Below are 15,184 nucleotides of genomic sequence, written 5' to 3'. Positions count from 1 at the left end.
CTGCCGGGAAAGGAAGAAAATGTATCCACGTTTCAAGCCAATGGCACTGTTGCCTGCCTTTGCCATTTCGGCCGCCATCGCGCAGCCGATTAGCCAGCTCGACACCGTTGTCGTCAGCGCAACGCGTTTTGCCGAAAAATCGCCGGCCGTCGCCGGTAACATCAGCATCATTTCCCGGGAAGACATCCGCAATTCGGCTGCCCGCAGCATTCCGGATTTACTGAAGAGCAGTGCCGGTGTTTCAGTAACGCCCCTTTACGGCAACATGGGGATCGATGCCACCGTAGATCTGCGCGGCTTCGGCGAAGTCGCTGGCCACAACACCCTGATCCTGATTGACGGTCAGCGCATGAATCCTATCGATATGAGTGCCATCGACTGGTCGATCATTCCGCTGTCGAGCATCGAGCGTATCGAAATCATGCGCGGGGCCGGCACCGTGCTTTACGGTGACCGGGCGACCGGCGGCGTGATCAACATCGTGACCGACAAATCGGCGCGCAATGCGGCCTCGGCCGCTGTCGGCTTCGGTAGCTTCAACTCCCAGACGGTGGATGGCGAAATTTCCGTCGGCGGCAACGAAGGCTACGCCAACCTGAAAGCCCATTATGGGAACACCGACGGCTGGCGAAAGAACAGCCAGGCCGACCAGAAATCGCTGGCCGGTCGTCTGGGGTGGGCCTTTTCCCGGGCCGATGTGTTCACCGATTTTGCCATCTATACTGAAAGTTCCGGCGCCCCGGGTTCGATTGCCGAACGCATCTACCGGACCGATCCGAAACAGGCCCGCAACCCGCTCGACACCCAGCGCAAGGACGGTTACCGCGTGCGTCCGGGCGTTGCCGTTCAGTTCAGCGACAGCCTGCGTTTCGAGGCCGAGGTTTCAGTCGACCATGCCGACCAGCATTTCGAGAATTTTTCCTTTGGCAGCGTTGCTGACCGGCAACGCGACATGGTATCGCTGACCCCCCGTCTGCGTTGGGCCCACGGCCTCGTCGGACTGAAGAGTGAAACCGTGCTGGGTGCCGACTACTACACCGGTACAGTGACCAACACCTACTCTTCGTATGCCAACAATCGCGCCGAACAGGACAGCACGGCGGCCTACGTGCAAAACACGACGGGACTGACCGAACGTCTGGCCTTAACCCTTGGCGCACGCACTCAGCGCATGAAACAGCGCGCCGACCAGGAGGCCTACCCGACCTATTTCATGCCGGCGATGACCGGTAGCAGCGAACAATCGCGCAGCGCCTGGGATGCCGGCCTGGCCTACAGCGATACCGGCTGGCGCGTCTACGGCAAGCTGGGCACCACCTTCCGCTTCGCCAACACCGACGAGTTGTTCGGCTATGACGCACTGACCGGCAACACCGTCTATGCCGGGAATCTGAAACCGCAACATGGCACCGTCCGCGAGGTCGGCGGCAGTATCGTACGTGGCCCCGTTTCGCTACAGGCCTCGGCCTACCAGATTGATCTCGAGGACGAGATCGGCTATGACGGGGCACGGGGAGCCAACGTCAATTTCGACCCGACCCGTCGGCGCGGCCTGGAAACGGAAATGACCTGGCGCATGACCCCGACGCTGAAATCCCGCCTGGCCTACACCTACGCTCAGGCCGAGTTCCGCGAAGGGCGCTACCAGGGCAAGGCGGTACCCATGGTTCCGAACAACAAGGCCTCCCTGCTGATCAATTGGGATGGTGGCCGGATCGGCCGCTACGGCATTTCGACCAATTACGTCGGCGACCGCCATTTCAGCGGCGACTACGCCAACGAACGTAAGATCCTGTCCGGCTACACCACAGTGGATCTGCTGGCCGACTGGAAGACCGGGCCTGTCACCATTTCAGCCCGCGTCCTCAATGCCACCAACCGGCACTACGCGCCATACGCCCTGTATTCGACAGCGCGCAGCGACTATTTCTACTACCCCGGCGACAAGCGCAGCTTCTTTGTCAGCCTCCGCTACGACTTCAAGTAAATGCCCACCCGCCGTCGCGCCATCCTGATTCTTTCCGCCCTCTGCCTGCTGGCCGTGGGCAGTTTCATGCTGGCGTTGACGGTAGGCAGCTTCAAGGTGGCCTACGCCGATGTTTTTGCCGCCCTGCTGGGCCGCGAGGGCGGCGGCGGTGACGTTGTCCTGCAGTTGCGTCTGCCGCGCGCCATCGCCGGTTTTGCCTGCGGCGGGCTGCTCGCCCTGGCCGGTGCCCTGATGCAGGTGCTGTTGCGGAATCCACTGGCCGATCCTTACGTGCTGGGTATTTCCGGCGGGGCCGGGGTAGGGGCGATGTTTGCCATCCTGATCGGTCTGCCGGTGCTCGGCATCGACGGATTGGCCTTTGCCGGCGCGCTCGGCGCGATGTTCATCGTCTTCGGCCTGGCGCATGGCGACGGCAGCTGGACGCAGACCCGGCTGCTGCTCACCGGCGTCATCGTCGCCGCCGGCTGCGGCGCGCTGGTTGCCTTGATGCTGGCCATCGCGGAGGAACACAAGCTGCGGGGCATGCTGTTCTGGCTGATGGGCGACCTCGGTCAAAGCTCGCAGTGGTGGCCGCCCTTGGCGGCCCTGGTCGTGGCGCTGACACTGGCCATGCCGTTCGCCCGCGAACTGAACCTGCTGTCGCGCGGCATGATGCAGGCGCAGGCCCTGGGCGTCGCCGTCGATCGCCTGCGCTACGCCATCTACCTGCTCGCTTCGCTGGCCACCGCCGCTTCGGTGACGACGGCCGGTTCGATCGGTTTCGTCGGCCTGGTCGTGCCCCACCTGGTGCGGCTGGCCACCGGCAACGACCAGCGCCTGCTGCTGCCGGCCTCGGTGCTCGCCGGCGGCTCGCTGCTGGTGCTGGCCGACACGCTGGCCCGCACGCTGATCGCCCCGCAGCAGTTGCCGGTCGGCGTGCTGACCGCGCTGATCGGCGTGCCGGTCTTCCTCTTCCTGCTGTCGAGGCAGCCGAAATGAACCAGCCGCTGATCGAAGCCCGCCAGTTGCGCGTCACCATCGGCGACAAGGCCATCATCGACCGCCTCAACCTCGGCGTGGCGAGCGGTGAGCGGCTGGCCATCCTGGGCCGCAACGGGGCGGGCAAGTCGACCCTGCTGTCCACCCTGGCCGGCCTGCGCAAACCGGCCAGCGGGGCCGTGCTGCTTGAGGGCGAGGACGCCGCCCTGCTGCATCCGCGGCAGGCTGCGCTGCGTCGTGCCTGGCTCGGTCAGTTCCAGAACGATCCGTTCGGGTCGACAGTGCTCGAAACGGCCCTCACCGGACGCCACCCACACCTCGGCCGTTGGGACTGGGAATCGACGCGCGACGCCGAACTGGCCCGCGGCGCCCTGCGTGCGGTGGGCCTGGCCGGCATGGAAGAGCGGCAGATCCACACCCTGTCGGGCGGCGAACGCCAGCGCCTGGCCATCGCCACGCTGCTCACCCAGGCGGCCCCGCTCTACCTGCTCGACGAACCCTTGTCGCACCTCGACCTCAACCACCAGATGGCGGTGCTCGAACTGTTCGCCGGCACCGCCCGCGACTGCGGCGCCGGCGTCATCATGGTCCTGCACGACCCGGCGCTGGCCCATCGCTTCTGCGACCGGGCGCTGCTGGTTTATGGCGACGGCCAGACCCGCCTGGGGCCGGTCGACGACATCCTGACGGCGGCAACGCTGTCCGAACTCTACGGCTATGGCCTGCGGCAGATCGAAGACCGCGGCCATCGCTGCTTCATTCCGGAATAGAAAATGAACGTTACGCACGAACAACGCATGCAGAAGAAGAAGGCCGTCGTCGACGGCAAGATCGCCGCCGCCCAGGAAGAACGCGGCGTGCTGGTGGTCAATACCGGCAACGGCAAGGGTAAGTCGAGCGCCGCCTTCGGCGTCGTCGCCCGCGCCCTCGGCCACGGCCTGCAGGTCGGCGTCGTGCAGTTCGTCAAGGGCCGCTCGGATACCGGCGAAGAAGCCTTTTTCCGCCGTCAGCCCGGCGTGCACTGGCACGTCGGTGGCGAAGGCTTTACCTGGGAAACCCAGGACAAGGATCGCGACGCCCGCGCCGCCCAGGCCGCCTGGGATGTGGCCTGCGGCCACCTGAGCGACCCGGCCATTGGCCTCGTCGTGCTCGACGAAATGACCTACGCCTTCAAGTACGGCTGGCTGGACCTCGACACCGTCATCGCCAAGCTACTGTCGCGCCCCTTGATGCAGCACGTCATCATCACCGGCCGCGCCGCCCCCGAGGCGCTGCGCGAGGTGGCCGACACGGTGAGCGACATCGGCATGGAAAAGCACGCCTTCCAGAGCGGCATCAAGGCCATGCCGGGACTGGAGTTCTGAACATAGCCTATTCATTCATTTTTCATTAGAATTCACATTTTTCGGGTGCCCGCGCTTGTTATGCAAGCAAGGGTGAAACGGGAAGCCGGTGACCTCGCGCAAGCGGGCATTCCGGCGCAGCCCCCGCTGCTGTAAGCCTGACGACTCCGCATCCGCCACTGTGTTCGCACGGGAAGGCGCGGGGAAGGACGACGGCGAGCCAGAAGACCGGCCCGAAAACGTTGTAGTGCCATTCTCCGGGGTGATGAGAACGGTTCTGAAGCGATGCCCGGCCCGGTCTCTCCTTGATTCCCGCCCCCGGCCTCTCCTCCGATCCGCATCTTCCCCCGGTGGTTTTTGTAGCTTCGGGGAGAAGTCATGCACATCATGGAAGGTTTTCTTCCAGTCGAGCACGCGCTCGGCTGGAGCATCGCGTCGGCGCCCTTCGTCGCCCTCGGCCTGCGTTCGGTACGCCGGCAATTGAATGAACGCCCGGAGCAGCGGATGCTGCTCGGTGTCGCCGCCGCCTTTTCCTTCGTCCTCTCGGCACTCAAGCTGCCGTCCGTGACTGGCAGTTGCTCGCACCCGACCGGTGTTGGCCTCGGTGCCCTGCTCTTCGGACCGCTAGCCATGGTGCCGGTCGGCCTTGTCGTGCTGCTGTTCCAGGCGCTGCTCCTCGCCCACGGCGGCCTGACCACGCTGGGCGCCAATCTCTTTTCGATGGCCATCGTCGGCCCGCTGGTTGCCGCTGGGCTGTTCCGCCTTGGCCGCCGCCTCGGGCTGCCACTCGCCGCCTGCGTCTTCGCTGCCGCCAGCCTGGGCGACCTGGCCACCTACCTGACGACCAGCCTCCAGCTCGCCTGGGCCTTTCCCGACCCGGCCGGCGGCTTTGCCGCATCGCTGCTCAAATTTGGTGGCATCTTCGCCATCACGCAGATTCCACTCGCCATCAGTGAAGGCTTGCTCACCGTGCTGGTGGTCAATGCACTGACCCGCTTCAACGCCGAGGAATTGCGCCACCTGCCGCTGTTCGCCCCGCAGGGGAAGCAGGCATGAAGAAGCAGAACTGGCTGCTAATCATCGCCGTCATCCTGCTCAGCGCCTTGCCGTTGTGGTTCGCGCCGCAACCCGCCCCCGGCCCCGACGGCCAGCCCGGTGAGGCCTTTGGCGGTGCAGACGGACGCGCCCAGCAGGCCATCGGCCAGGTAGCGCCGGGCTACGAACCGTGGTTCACACCGTTGATCGAACCGGCCAGCGGTGAAATCGCCTCGCTCCTTTTCGCCCTGCAGGCCGCGCTCGGGGCCGGGGTGATCGGCTACTGGCTGGGCTGTGTCGTCACCCGCGACCGTTGGCGCCGGAAAACCGAAGGCCAGACGAAGAACGAGGAGAAGCCCCGTGCTGATTGAGCAGGCGGCTTACGGCAACCGCTGGCGACGCGTCAGCCCGGCGGCCAAGGGCACCTTAGCCCTGGGCGGCTTGATTGCCGCCTTCGCCGCACCGACGCCGGCGGCAGCGCTGCTCGTCGCCGTGCTGCTGGCCGGGGTGGCCTGCCTGGGAGCTCGCGTCGCGCCAGCTCTCTATGGACGCGCCGCCGCACCGGCCATCGGTTTTCTCGCCCTCTCCGGCTTGACGCTGCTCGTCGCCATCGACGCCGATTTCTCCTGGCGCTGGGCACCCGAAGCCTGGCCGCGCGTAGCTTCACTGACCGCCCGCTCGCTGGCCGCACTGGCCGCCCTGCTCGGCCTGGTGCTGACCACGCCGCTGCCCGACCTGATTAGCCTGCTGCGCCGCCTGCGCTGCCCGGAACTGCTGCTCGACCTGATGGTGCTGTGCTACCGCATGCTGTTCGTTTTCTCCGCCGCGTTGCAGGACACGGCCACCGCTCAACGCGCCCGCCTGGGCTATGCCTCGACCCGGCTGACCCGCCGCTCGCTTGGCCTGCTCGCCGCCAACCTGACGCTCCAGGTCTGGCAACGCGCCCAAGGCCTGCACCGCGCGGCGCAGGCCCGCAACGGCAACGGCGCGCTGCGCCTGCTCAGCCCGGAATTCGACCACGCCCGGCGCGACACGGCCTATGCCGCATTCGCCGGAGTGCTGCTCATCCTGCTGGCGAGACTGGCCGTATGAGCCCGTTACTCGAAGCCTGCGCCCTCAGCCACGTTTATCCCGACGGGAGCGTCGGCCTCGACGGCTGCTCGCTGACCATCCGCAGCGGCAGCCGCAATGCGCTGCTCGGCAGCAACGGCTCGGGCAAAACCTCCCTGCTGCAGCACTTCAACGCCCTGCTGCGGCCGACCGCCGGCGGCGTGCGCTTTGCCGGCCAGCCGGTCGAATACAGCCGCGGGGGCCTGAATGCGCTGCGCCGCCGGGTCGGGCTGGTTTTCCAGAACCCGGATCGCCAGCTGTTCTCGGCCAGCGTGATCGAGGATGTTTCCTTCGGCCCGCTCAATCTCGGGCTGGACGAAGCGACGGTGCGCCGCCGGGTGGATGACGCGCTGGCCGCCGTCGGCCTGCGCGAGTTGGCCGACAAGCCGGTGCACCATCTGAGCTTCGGCCAGAAAAAGCGCGTCTGCATTGCCGGTGTGCTGGCCATGCAGCCCGACGTGCTGCTGCTCGACGAGCCGATGGCCGGGCTGGATGCGACGATGCAGGTCGAACTGCAGGCCCTGCTCGATACGCTGACCGGACGCGGCATCACCATCGTGCTATCCACGCACGATGTCGATTTCGCCTACCGCTGGGCCGACGACGTCCACCTGCTCGCCGCCGGGCGCTGCCTGGCCTCGTTTGCCGCCGCCGATCTCCCGCAACACGTGCTCTCGCTGCGCGCCGCCGGCCAGCCTCTGCCGGCCGTCGTCGAACTGCACCGGGCGCTGGCAGCACACGGACTGGCCGGCGAGGCACCGCGCAGCCTGGATGCCCTGCATCTCCAACTTGCCGCCTGGAAAGGAATCTGAATCGTGACTTCCCCCCACCCCGCATCGCAGCCCGGCACCGTGTGGTTTGTCGGTGCCGGCCCCGGCGATCCGGACCTGATCACCGTCAAGGGCCGCCGGTTGCTGGAGCAGGCCGGCGCCATCCTGTTCGCCGGTTCGCTGGTCGATCAGGCAGCAACGCTGTACGCCCCGGCCGGCTGCGAGATCCGCGACTCCAAGGACATGACGCTGGAGGAGATGACGGACTGGCTGACTGCCGCCGCCCGCAAACATGCGACAGTGGTCCGCCTGCAGACCGGCGACCCCGGCCTGTACGGCGCGCTGATCGAGATGACCCGGCCGCTGACTGCCGCCGGCATCGACTGGGCCGTGGTGCCCGGCGTGTCGTCGGCCATGGCCTCAATGGCCGCCGCCGGCGAAACACTGACCCTGCCGGAAATCACCCAGACCGTGATCCTCACCCGCGTCGCCGGCCGCACGCCGATGCCGCCGGGCGAGGAGCTCGAAGCCCTCGCCGCGCACAAGACCACGCTGTGCATCTATCTGTCCATCACGCTGCTGCACAAGGTGCAGGAAGCGTTGATCAAAGCCGGCTGGAGCGAGGATGCGCCGATCCTGGTGGTGCAGAAGGCCAGCTGGCCGGGCGAGGAAAAGATCGTGCGCGGCACGCTCCGCGACATCAAGCGCAAATGCCAGGAAGAGAAGATCGCCAGCCAGGCCATGATCGTCGCCAGCCCAACGCTGGGTGCCGCCGACTGGCCGGACCTGATCCGCTCCAAGCTCTACGACCCCACGTTTGCGCACCGCTTCCGCAAGGCTACGGAGAACCCCACGCATGAATGACACCACCCTCCTGCTCGTCGGCCACGGTTCACGCGGCCGCCAGGGCAACAAGGAAACGATCAATTTCGCTGCCCAGTGGCGCGAGCGCCACCCGGACTGGCGCATCGAGGTCTGTTTCATCGAGCATGCCGAGGTGCTGCTCGACGAGGGCCTGGATCGCGCCGCCCGGGGAGCGAAGCAGGTACTCGTTCTGCCCTTCATCCTGAATGCCGCCGGCCACGTCAAGATGGAGCTGCCGCACGCGCTGGAAGACGCCCGCCAGCGCCATCCCGGCGTCGAATTCGCCGTCACCCGTCACCTCGGCATGGGGCGCGACATTTTTGCCGTGCTGCAGGGCCAGCTGGAGCGGCTGATGAAGCAGCTGGCCATGCCCGACCCGATGAGCACTGGCGTCATCCTGCTCGGTCGCGGCTCGTCGGATGCCGGCGCCAACGGCGAATTAGCCAAGATGGCGCGCTGGATTTTCGAGGCCAACGACCATGAACTGGTCGACCTGGCCTTTACCGGCGTCACCTGGCCGCGCCTGGAAACGGTTGTCCAGCGGCAGGTCCGGCTGGGTGCGATGCAGATTGCCATCGTCCCGGTTTATCTGTTCACCGGCGTGCTGATCGAACGTATCCAGGAGCAGGTGGCCCGCCTGAAGCAGCAGTACCCGCAGGTCGCCTTCGCGCTCGGCACCCATTTCGGCTTCGATCCGGGCATTTTTGCGCTGCTCGACGCCAAGGTGCTCGGCGAGCCCCTTCCCGAGGGGCGCATGCTCGAATGCGACGGCTGCAAATACCGCGCCGACGCCGAAGAAGAACATCTGCACGACCACAGCCATACCGCCATCGCAGGCCAGGTCGGCGGCTGCGGCCATCGTCACGGGCCAAATCACGACCACCCCCCTCATCACGGCTGCGCCCACCCACACGACTGATTCGCGAGGAAATCCATGACCATCTCCACCGCCAGCAACACCGTTACCGAACAGCTGACCGAAGCCGGCCGCGCCATCGAGCATGACTCCTTCGCCATCATCGACGCCGAGGCCGGCCCGCACGGCTACACCGCCGAGCAATGGCCCCTCGTCCGCCGGATGATCCACGCCAACGCCGATTTCGAGTTCAACGGCCTGACCGCCTTCCACCCGGATGCCATGCAGGACGGCATGAACGCGGTGCTGAAGGGCGGCACGCCCATCGTCGCCGATGTCGAGATGATCTGCGTCGGCCTCTCGCAGCCGCGTCTCCGGCACTTCGGCCTGAGCACCCATCACTACATTTCCGACGCCGACGTGATCGAAGCCGCCAAGGCCGCCAACAGCACGCGCGCCGTACAGGCCATGCGCAAGGCGCAACGGCTCGGCAAGCTCGACGGCGCCATTGTCGGCATCGGCAACGCCCCCACCGCGCTGATCGAACTCGTCCGCCTGATCCGCGAGGAAGGCGTGCGCCCGGCCCTGGTCATCGGCATGCCGGTCGGCTTTGTTTCCGCCGCCGAATCGAAGGATCTGCTGATGACGGTAAACGAAGTGCCGTGGGTGGCCATCCAGGGCCGCAAGGGCGGTTCGACATTGGTGGTCGCTGCCATCCACGCCATGCTGTCGCTGGCCGAAGCCGAGCAGAAAAAGGCGGCATGAGCACGCCCGAAAACGCGGGCGAGGCCCCGGCCAAGGTCCGCAAGGGCGACGCCCGCCGCGAACGCGGCAACCGCACCGGTTTCACAACCGGTGCCTGTGCGGCGGCAGCGGCCCGCGCGGCGACGCTCGGCCTGTTGCTCAGCGAGGTACCGACGAGCATCGTCTGCCGCCTGCCCAATGGCCAGGCGGTGAGCTTCGCCGTACACGATGGCAGCGTCGAGGAAACCGCCGGGCTCGCCCATGCCGTCATCGTCAAGGATGCCGGCGACGATCCGGATGCCACGCACGGCGCCCACCTGACAGCCGACGTCCGCCTGCTGCCGCACCACGCCGGCGAGGTCGTGCTCAAAGGCGGGCCGGGGGTCGGCCTGGTCACCAAGGCGGGCCTCGGCCTGGAGGTTGGCGGGCCGGCGATCAACCCGGTCCCGCGCCGCAACATCGTCGACAATGTGCGCGCCGTGGCTGGCGAATTGCTCGACCACGATGGTCTGGAAGTCACCATCTCGGTGCCCGGCGGCGACGAAATGGCCAAGAAGACGCTGAACGCGCGGCTCGGCATCCTCGGCGGCATTTCCATCCTCGGCACCACCGGCATCGTCCGCCCCTATTCGACGGCCGCCTTCCGCGCCAGCGTCGTCCAGGCCGTCGATGTCGCGGTCAATCAGGGGCAGGAGCACCTGGTCTTCACCACCGGCGGACGCACCGAGAAATTCGCCATGCACCAGCTGCCGGAACTCGATGAATCCTGCTTCGTTCAGATGGGCGACTTCGTCAAGGCGGCCTTCACCAGCGCCATCAAGCGCGGCGTGCCGAACATCACGGTCGGCGCCATGGTCGGCAAGCTGACCAAGATGTGCCAGGGGCTGGCCGTCACCCACGCCTGGAAGGCCGAGGTGGACCGCGACATCCTGGCCGACTCGGCCCGCGAGGTTGGCGCACCGCCCGACCTGATCGAGGAAATCCGCGCCGCAGAAACCGCCCGTTTCGCCGCCGAACGGCTGGCCAACCTTGGACTCACCGAAGCCTTCCATCGCCGACTGGCGATCAAGGCCATCCGCAGCCTGACCACCCACTACCCCGGCGACTATCGCCTGACCGTGCTGGTCTGCGATTTCGAGGGGCGGTTCATTTGCCGTGTCGAGCAAGAGGAGTCGCTGTGACCACCGAATCCGCCGTCGGCATCGAAGCGTGCCTGGATGCTGAAAAAATCATGAACCACGAAACAGACATTCACCCCACCACTCTCCTCGGCATCCTCGACGATGGCTGGACCGGCTTGTCGGATCCTGCACGCCAGCGGCTGGCGGCAGCTGGCGTGGTCATCGGCGCCGGGCGCACGCTCGATCTGGTGCGCCCTTATCTCGCGCCCGAAGCCGAGGTGCACGACATGGATGGCCGGCTCGGCCAGGTACCGGGCTGGATTGCGGCGGCGCGCGAGGCTGGACGCAGCGTCATCGTGCTGGCCACCGGCGACCCGTTGTGCCACGGCATCGCCTCGTGGCTGACCGGCAAGCTGGGACCGGAAAGTTTCGAGATCATCCCGGCCGTATCGACACTGCAGCTCGCCTTTGCCCGCTTCAAGACGGCCTGGCAGGACATCAAGATTGCCACCTGCCACACCGCCGATGCCGGCGAATGGTTCGTCGGCGCCCCGCCCTCGCACGGCCTGTACAAACTGATGCGCAGCATTGCCCGGCACCCTCGCGTGGCGCTGTTCACCGGGCCGGAGAACACGCCGGCCCGCCTGGCCCGGGCGCTGATTCTGGCCGGCTATGAGCAGGAGGCCCGGCTATCGGTCGCCTGCCGCCTGTTGCTGCCGGATGAGGCCATCTACCGCGACCTCCTCTTGGCCGAGACGGCCGGAATGGCGTTTCCGCAGCCCAATGTCGTCCTCGTCGAACGCACGCCCCAGGCCAGCCCCGCCTTTGGACTGGAAGATGCCGAGTACATCCAGCGTTCGCCCGAGAAGGGACTGATCACCAAGCAGGAGGCGCGCGCCCTGTCGCTGGCCAAGCTGCGCCTGAAGCCGGATGCACTGGTCTGGGACATCGGTGCCGGTTCCGGTTCGGTAGGCCTGGAAGCGGCCCGCCTGGCACCCGAAGGACATGTCTGGGCCATCGAGAAGAATGCCGGCGATGCTGAAAATGCCCGCGCCAACGCCGCTCGTTTCCGGGTCGGCAATTACACGCTGGTCGAAGGCAAGGCGCCGCAGCACCTCGACACCTGGCCCGACCCGGACGCCGTGTTCATCGGCGGCTCGGGCGGCGAACTGGCCGCCCTGATCCAGCTGATCCTCGGCCGGCTGAAGCCCGGCGGCCGGCTGGTGATGAACTTCGTCACGCTGGAAAACCTGGCGACCGCCACCGACGCGCTGCAGGATAACGGAGCCGCCTGGGAGGTTGTGCAACTGCAGGCCAGCCGCAGCCAGCCGATTCTCGGCATGCACCGGTTGGCGGCGCAGAACCCGGTGTGGATTGTGACTGCAAGCAAGGAAAACACATGACTGGACAGAAACGTGAAGGGCCGAAATTCGGCAAACTGATCGGCGCCTCCCTCGGCCCCGGCGACCCGGACCTGATCACCCGCCGCGCCTGGGCCGCCCTGCAATCCGGCGCCCGCTGGCTGTACCCGGTGAAAAAGGCCGAAGAATCCTCCTACGCGCTATCCATCGTCGAACGCGGCGGCGTCCCCGTGCCGGCCGATGCCGTCGAACTGGTCTTTCCGATGACCCGCGACGCCGACATCCTGGCCAAGGCCTGGGCGCGGGCTGCCGAGCAGACGGTGGAACTGCTCGGCGAAGGTCGCGACCTGGTTTTCCTGGTCGAAGGCGACGCCTCCACCTTCGCCACCTTCGGCCACCTCGCCCGCGTCGTGCGCGAGTTGCTACCACAGGTCGAGGTCGAGACCATCCCCGGCGTTTCCTCCTTCGCCGCCGCCGCAGCCGCGGCCGGCGTGACCCTGGCCGAGGAGGACGAAACCTTCGCCATCATCCCCGCCGCCTATGGCGTTGAAGTCATCGACCACCTGCTCGACGAGTTCGACACCCTGGCCTTGCTCAAGGTCAAGCCGATGGTCGACGAGGTCGTCGACCTGCTCGAACAACGCGACCTGCTCACCACCTCGGTCTTCATCGAAAAGGTCGGTTCGCCGGACGAGCGCATCGTGCGCGACGTCGCCAATCTGAAGGGAGAGAAGGTCAATTACCTGTCGCTCATGCTGGTGCAGAACCCCAAGCGCGTGCGCGGCGAGTTGCGCCGCGGCTGCCGCAAGCGCAAGGAAGCCGTCGATGCCTCCGCGTCGACCTAAACCTGGTAACCCCATAAAAACCAACCCCAACAGAGAGACCATCCCATGAAAATCGCCGTCGTCTCGATTACCAAACACGGCATCGCGCTAGCCGGCAAGGTCGTCGCCGCCTTGCCGGGCACGCAACTGTTCTGCCCCGAGAAATTCCGTGCCGCAGGCGAGACCGCCGCCCCAAACGCTGTGCATTGCTACGAAGGCAAGGTCGGCGACCAGGTGCCGGCGATGTTCGCCACCTTCGACGGCATCATCTGCATCGTCTCGCTCGGTGCCGTTGTCCGCCTGATCGCACCGCACCTAAAAAACAAGGAAACCGACCCGGCCGTCGTCGTCATCGACGAAGCCGGCCGTTTCGTCATTCCGGTGCTCTCCGGCCACCTCGGCGGCGCCAACCGGCTGGCCGGCCATCTCGCCACCGCGCTCGGCGCCCAGGCCGTGCTGACCACCGCCTCGGATGCCCGCGAAACCCTCGCCGTCGACCTGCTCGGCCGCGAACTCGGCTGGGCCTTCGAGGCCAGCCACGACGAAATCGTTCGCTGCAGCGCCGCGATGGTGAACGACGAGCCGGTGGCGCTGGTCCAGGAAGCCGGCAGCACCGACTGGTGGGCCAACCATGCCAACGGGCGCACGGGGCCGCTACCGGCCAACGTGACGCGCTTCGAGCGGCTGGAAGACATGCCGCTCGACCGCTTCGCGGCCGTGCTGTGGATCAGCCGGCGGGAGATGCCGGGCGATATTGCCGCGCAGCTGGCCGGACGTCGGGTCGTGTATCGCCCATGAACATCGCCCTCGGCCTCGGTTGCGACCGCGGCACACCGGCCACCACCATCGCCCGGTGCATCGCCGAGGCACTGACGCAGGCAGGGGCTACGCTGGCCGATGTGCAAGCCGTCGCCTCCATCGACCTCAAGGCCGACGAAATCGGCCTCACCGAAGTCGCCCTAGCCAATGGCTGGACGATCCGCTTCTACCCGGCTACCGAACTGGCACTGATCGCCGTACCGAATCCCTCCGAAACTGTCCGCAAATACACCGGTACGCCGTCCGTCTCCGAGGCGGCAGCAATCCTCGTCGCCGGCGCCGACCAGACGCACCTGATCATCGAAAAACACAAGCTGCGTGGCCCGGACGGCCGCAACGCCACCGTTTCCATTGCAAGGATTCCTCAATGAGCACACCACTCAACACCCCTGAAAACCTCACCGCCAAGCCCGGCAAGATCATGCTCGTCGGCCTTGGCCCAGGCAGCAACGACCACCTGACCGCCCGCGCCCGGGCGGCGATTGCCGAGGCCGACACGATCATCGGCTATGTCACCTACATCCGCCTGGTCGCCGACCTGGTTGCCGGCAAGGAGGTGATCAAGAAGTCGATGACCGAGGAACTCGACCGCGCCATCGAAGCACTGGAGCGCGCCCGCCAGGGCAAGAAGGTGGCGCTGATATCCTCCGGTGACGCCGGGGTGTACGGCATGGCCGGGCCGACTTTCGAGGTGCTGTTCCAGGCCGGGTGGACGCCCGATTCAGCCATCGAGGTCGAGATCGTGCCCGGCGCGTCGGCACTGAACACCTGCGCCGCCCTGGTCGGCGCGCCGCTGACCCACGACTTCTGCGCCATTTCGCTGTCTGACCTGCTGACGCCGTGGCCGACCATCGCCCGTCGTCTGGATGCCGTGGCCTACGCCGATTTCGTCGTCGCGCTATACAACCCGAAGAGCGGCCGCCGCACGCAGCAGATCGTCGAAGCGCAGCGCCTTTTCCTGCGCCACCGCGATCCGCAGACGCCGGTCGCCATCGTCAAGTCGGGCTATCGCCCCAAGCAGCGCATCGAACTGACCACGCTGGAAAAAATGAATGAGGCCGAGATCGGCATGTTGTCGACGGTGCTGATCGGCAACTCCAACACCTTCATCCAGCACGGCCTGATGGTCACACCGCGCGGCTATGCCAACAAGTACGCCGTCGAGGACGGCGAACGCAACACCCATGCCGGCGAGCAGGCCGGTCGCTCGCTATCCACCGGCCTCAACGGCTGGATGGCCGCCATCCAGCAGAGCGGCCGGAGCGCCGCCGAGCTGGCCGCCGAATACCGCCTGCCGGAAGACTACATTGCCGCGGTGCTGCAGGCCGAGTTGCCAGCAGAAGACGAAGCAGCATGCGAATAAGGCAGCAGG

17 protein-coding genes and 1 riboswitch are annotated in these 15,184 nt (G+C 66.5%); all 17 genes read left to right on the top strand.

The genetic code is table 11. From position 1 onward, the window contains the following. Positions 1–19: 19 nt before the first annotated feature. The 17 genes from K420_RS0105450 to cobJ all read left to right on the top strand — a co-directional run bounded on the left by K420_RS0105450 (position 20) and on the right by cobJ (position 15,175). Positions 20–1,987, top strand: coding sequence for a TonB-dependent receptor (locus tag K420_RS0105450; RefSeq protein ID WP_027457175.1), 1,968 nt, complete (start codon positions 20–22; stop codon positions 1,985–1,987). Beyond that, positions 1,988–2,965 (top strand): FecCD family ABC transporter permease, encoded by a 978-nt coding sequence (locus K420_RS0105445; RefSeq protein ID WP_027457174.1) that lies wholly within the window; start codon positions 1,988–1,990, stop codon positions 2,963–2,965. Continuing rightward, positions 2,962–3,735 carry an ABC transporter ATP-binding protein gene (locus K420_RS0105440; protein ID WP_027457173.1) on the top strand — a complete coding sequence of 258 codons (774 nt, stop codon included), beginning with the start codon at positions 2,962–2,964 and terminating at the stop codon, positions 3,733–3,735. The genes K420_RS0105445 and K420_RS0105440 overlap by 4 nt, the downstream gene beginning before the upstream one ends. A gap of 3 nt (positions 3,736–3,738) precedes the next feature. Continuing rightward, positions 3,739–4,329 (top strand): cob(I)yrinic acid a,c-diamide adenosyltransferase, encoded by a 591-nt coding sequence (gene cobO / locus K420_RS0105435; protein WP_027457172.1) that lies wholly within the window; start codon positions 3,739–3,741, stop codon positions 4,327–4,329. A gap of 26 nt (positions 4,330–4,355) precedes the next feature. Further along, positions 4,356–4,559, top strand: a riboswitch (cobalamin riboswitch). A 127-nt stretch (positions 4,560–4,686) separates the two neighbouring features. Beyond that, positions 4,687–5,364 carry an energy-coupling factor ABC transporter permease gene (locus K420_RS0105430; RefSeq protein WP_027457171.1) on the top strand — a complete coding sequence of 226 codons (678 nt, stop codon included), beginning with the start codon at positions 4,687–4,689 and terminating at the stop codon, positions 5,362–5,364. Continuing rightward, the gene (locus K420_RS0105425; RefSeq protein ID WP_027457170.1) at positions 5,361–5,714 is read left to right on the top strand and encodes an energy-coupling factor ABC transporter substrate-binding protein; all 354 of its coding nucleotides are present in this window, start codon (positions 5,361–5,363) and stop codon (positions 5,712–5,714) included. The genes K420_RS0105430 and K420_RS0105425 overlap by 4 nt, the downstream gene beginning before the upstream one ends. Beyond that, a complete protein-coding gene (cbiQ, locus tag K420_RS0105420; RefSeq protein ID WP_027457169.1) occupies positions 5,704–6,435 on the top strand; it encodes a cobalt ECF transporter T component CbiQ in 732 nt (243 codons plus the stop codon). The genes K420_RS0105425 and cbiQ overlap by 11 nt, the downstream gene beginning before the upstream one ends. Further along, the gene (locus K420_RS0105415; RefSeq protein WP_027457168.1) at positions 6,432–7,265 is read left to right on the top strand and encodes an energy-coupling factor ABC transporter ATP-binding protein; all 834 of its coding nucleotides are present in this window, start codon (positions 6,432–6,434) and stop codon (positions 7,263–7,265) included. The genes cbiQ and K420_RS0105415 overlap by 4 nt, the downstream gene beginning before the upstream one ends. 3 nt (positions 7,266–7,268) lie before the next feature. Continuing rightward, the gene (cobM, locus tag K420_RS0105410) at positions 7,269–8,087 is read left to right on the top strand and encodes a precorrin-4 C(11)-methyltransferase (protein WP_027457167.1); all 819 of its coding nucleotides are present in this window, start codon (positions 7,269–7,271) and stop codon (positions 8,085–8,087) included. Continuing rightward, positions 8,080–9,006 carry a sirohydrochlorin chelatase gene (locus K420_RS18220; protein WP_035854545.1) on the top strand — a complete coding sequence of 309 codons (927 nt, stop codon included), beginning with the start codon at positions 8,080–8,082 and terminating at the stop codon, positions 9,004–9,006. Before cobM ends, K420_RS18220 begins: the two co-directional genes overlap by 8 nt. 15 nt (positions 9,007–9,021) lie before the next feature. After that, positions 9,022–9,708, top strand: a complete 687-nt coding sequence (locus K420_RS0105400) for a precorrin-8X methylmutase (protein ID WP_198293803.1) — start codon at positions 9,022–9,024, stop codon at positions 9,706–9,708. Further along, on the top strand, positions 9,705–10,868 hold the full coding sequence (locus tag K420_RS0105395; RefSeq protein WP_027457165.1) for a cobalt-precorrin-5B (C(1))-methyltransferase: 1,164 nt from the start codon (positions 9,705–9,707) through the stop codon (positions 10,866–10,868). Before K420_RS0105400 ends, K420_RS0105395 begins: the two co-directional genes overlap by 4 nt. Positions 10,869–10,918: 50 nt before the next feature. Then, the gene (locus tag K420_RS0105390; protein ID WP_027457164.1) at positions 10,919–12,211 is read left to right on the top strand and encodes a bifunctional cobalt-precorrin-7 (C(5))-methyltransferase/cobalt-precorrin-6B (C(15))-methyltransferase; all 1,293 of its coding nucleotides are present in this window, start codon (positions 10,919–10,921) and stop codon (positions 12,209–12,211) included. Continuing rightward, positions 12,208–13,014 (top strand): precorrin-2 C(20)-methyltransferase, encoded by an 807-nt coding sequence (gene cobI, locus K420_RS0105385; protein WP_027457163.1) that lies wholly within the window; start codon positions 12,208–12,210, stop codon positions 13,012–13,014. The genes K420_RS0105390 and cobI overlap by 4 nt, the downstream gene beginning before the upstream one ends. A gap of 45 nt (positions 13,015–13,059) precedes the next feature. After that, positions 13,060–13,791, top strand: coding sequence for a cobalamin biosynthesis central domain-containing protein (locus tag K420_RS0105380; protein WP_027457162.1), 732 nt, complete (start codon positions 13,060–13,062; stop codon positions 13,789–13,791). Beyond that, the gene (locus K420_RS0105375; protein ID WP_027457161.1) at positions 13,788–14,183 is read left to right on the top strand and encodes a cobalamin biosynthesis protein; all 396 of its coding nucleotides are present in this window, start codon (positions 13,788–13,790) and stop codon (positions 14,181–14,183) included. The genes K420_RS0105380 and K420_RS0105375 overlap by 4 nt, the downstream gene beginning before the upstream one ends. Continuing rightward, a complete protein-coding gene (gene cobJ / locus K420_RS18215) occupies positions 14,180–15,175 on the top strand; it encodes a precorrin-3B C(17)-methyltransferase (protein ID WP_084019569.1) in 996 nt (331 codons plus the stop codon). Before K420_RS0105375 ends, cobJ begins: the two co-directional genes overlap by 4 nt. Positions 15,176–15,184 lie beyond the last annotated feature (9 nt).

This window comes from Dechloromonas agitata is5 (genome assembly GCF_000519045.1).
Lineage (GTDB): Bacteria > Pseudomonadota > Gammaproteobacteria > Burkholderiales > Rhodocyclaceae > Azonexus > Azonexus agitatus.
Note: the sequence above shows the minus strand (reverse complement) of the source record. Positions and strands in the feature narration are given on the sequence as shown.

Coding starts and splice junctions, on each gene's coding strand:
- K420_RS0105395 (WP_027457165.1), top strand. CDS start 9,705: ATGAGCACGCCCGAAAACGCGGGCGAGGCCCCGGCCAAGGTCCGCAAG.
- K420_RS0105450 (WP_027457175.1), top strand. CDS start 20: ATGTATCCACGTTTCAAGCCAATGGCACTGTTGCCTGCCTTTGCCATT.
- cobJ (WP_084019569.1), top strand. CDS start 14,180: ATGAGCACACCACTCAACACCCCTGAAAACCTCACCGCCAAGCCCGGC.
- cobI (WP_027457163.1), top strand. CDS start 12,208: ATGACTGGACAGAAACGTGAAGGGCCGAAATTCGGCAAACTGATCGGC.
- K420_RS0105390 (WP_027457164.1), top strand. CDS start 10,919: ATGAACCACGAAACAGACATTCACCCCACCACTCTCCTCGGCATCCTC.
- K420_RS0105415 (WP_027457168.1), top strand. CDS start 6,432: ATGAGCCCGTTACTCGAAGCCTGCGCCCTCAGCCACGTTTATCCCGAC.
- cobO (WP_027457172.1), top strand. CDS start 3,739: ATGAACGTTACGCACGAACAACGCATGCAGAAGAAGAAGGCCGTCGTC.
- K420_RS0105380 (WP_027457162.1), top strand. CDS start 13,060: ATGAAAATCGCCGTCGTCTCGATTACCAAACACGGCATCGCGCTAGCC.
- K420_RS0105375 (WP_027457161.1), top strand. CDS start 13,788: ATGAACATCGCCCTCGGCCTCGGTTGCGACCGCGGCACACCGGCCACC.
- K420_RS18220 (WP_035854545.1), top strand. CDS start 8,080: ATGAATGACACCACCCTCCTGCTCGTCGGCCACGGTTCACGCGGCCGC.
- K420_RS0105400 (WP_198293803.1), top strand. CDS start 9,022: ATGACCATCTCCACCGCCAGCAACACCGTTACCGAACAGCTGACCGAA.
- K420_RS0105440 (WP_027457173.1), top strand. CDS start 2,962: ATGAACCAGCCGCTGATCGAAGCCCGCCAGTTGCGCGTCACCATCGGC.
- K420_RS0105445 (WP_027457174.1), top strand. CDS start 1,988: ATGCCCACCCGCCGTCGCGCCATCCTGATTCTTTCCGCCCTCTGCCTG.
- K420_RS0105425 (WP_027457170.1), top strand. CDS start 5,361: ATGAAGAAGCAGAACTGGCTGCTAATCATCGCCGTCATCCTGCTCAGC.
- K420_RS0105430 (WP_027457171.1), top strand. CDS start 4,687: ATGCACATCATGGAAGGTTTTCTTCCAGTCGAGCACGCGCTCGGCTGG.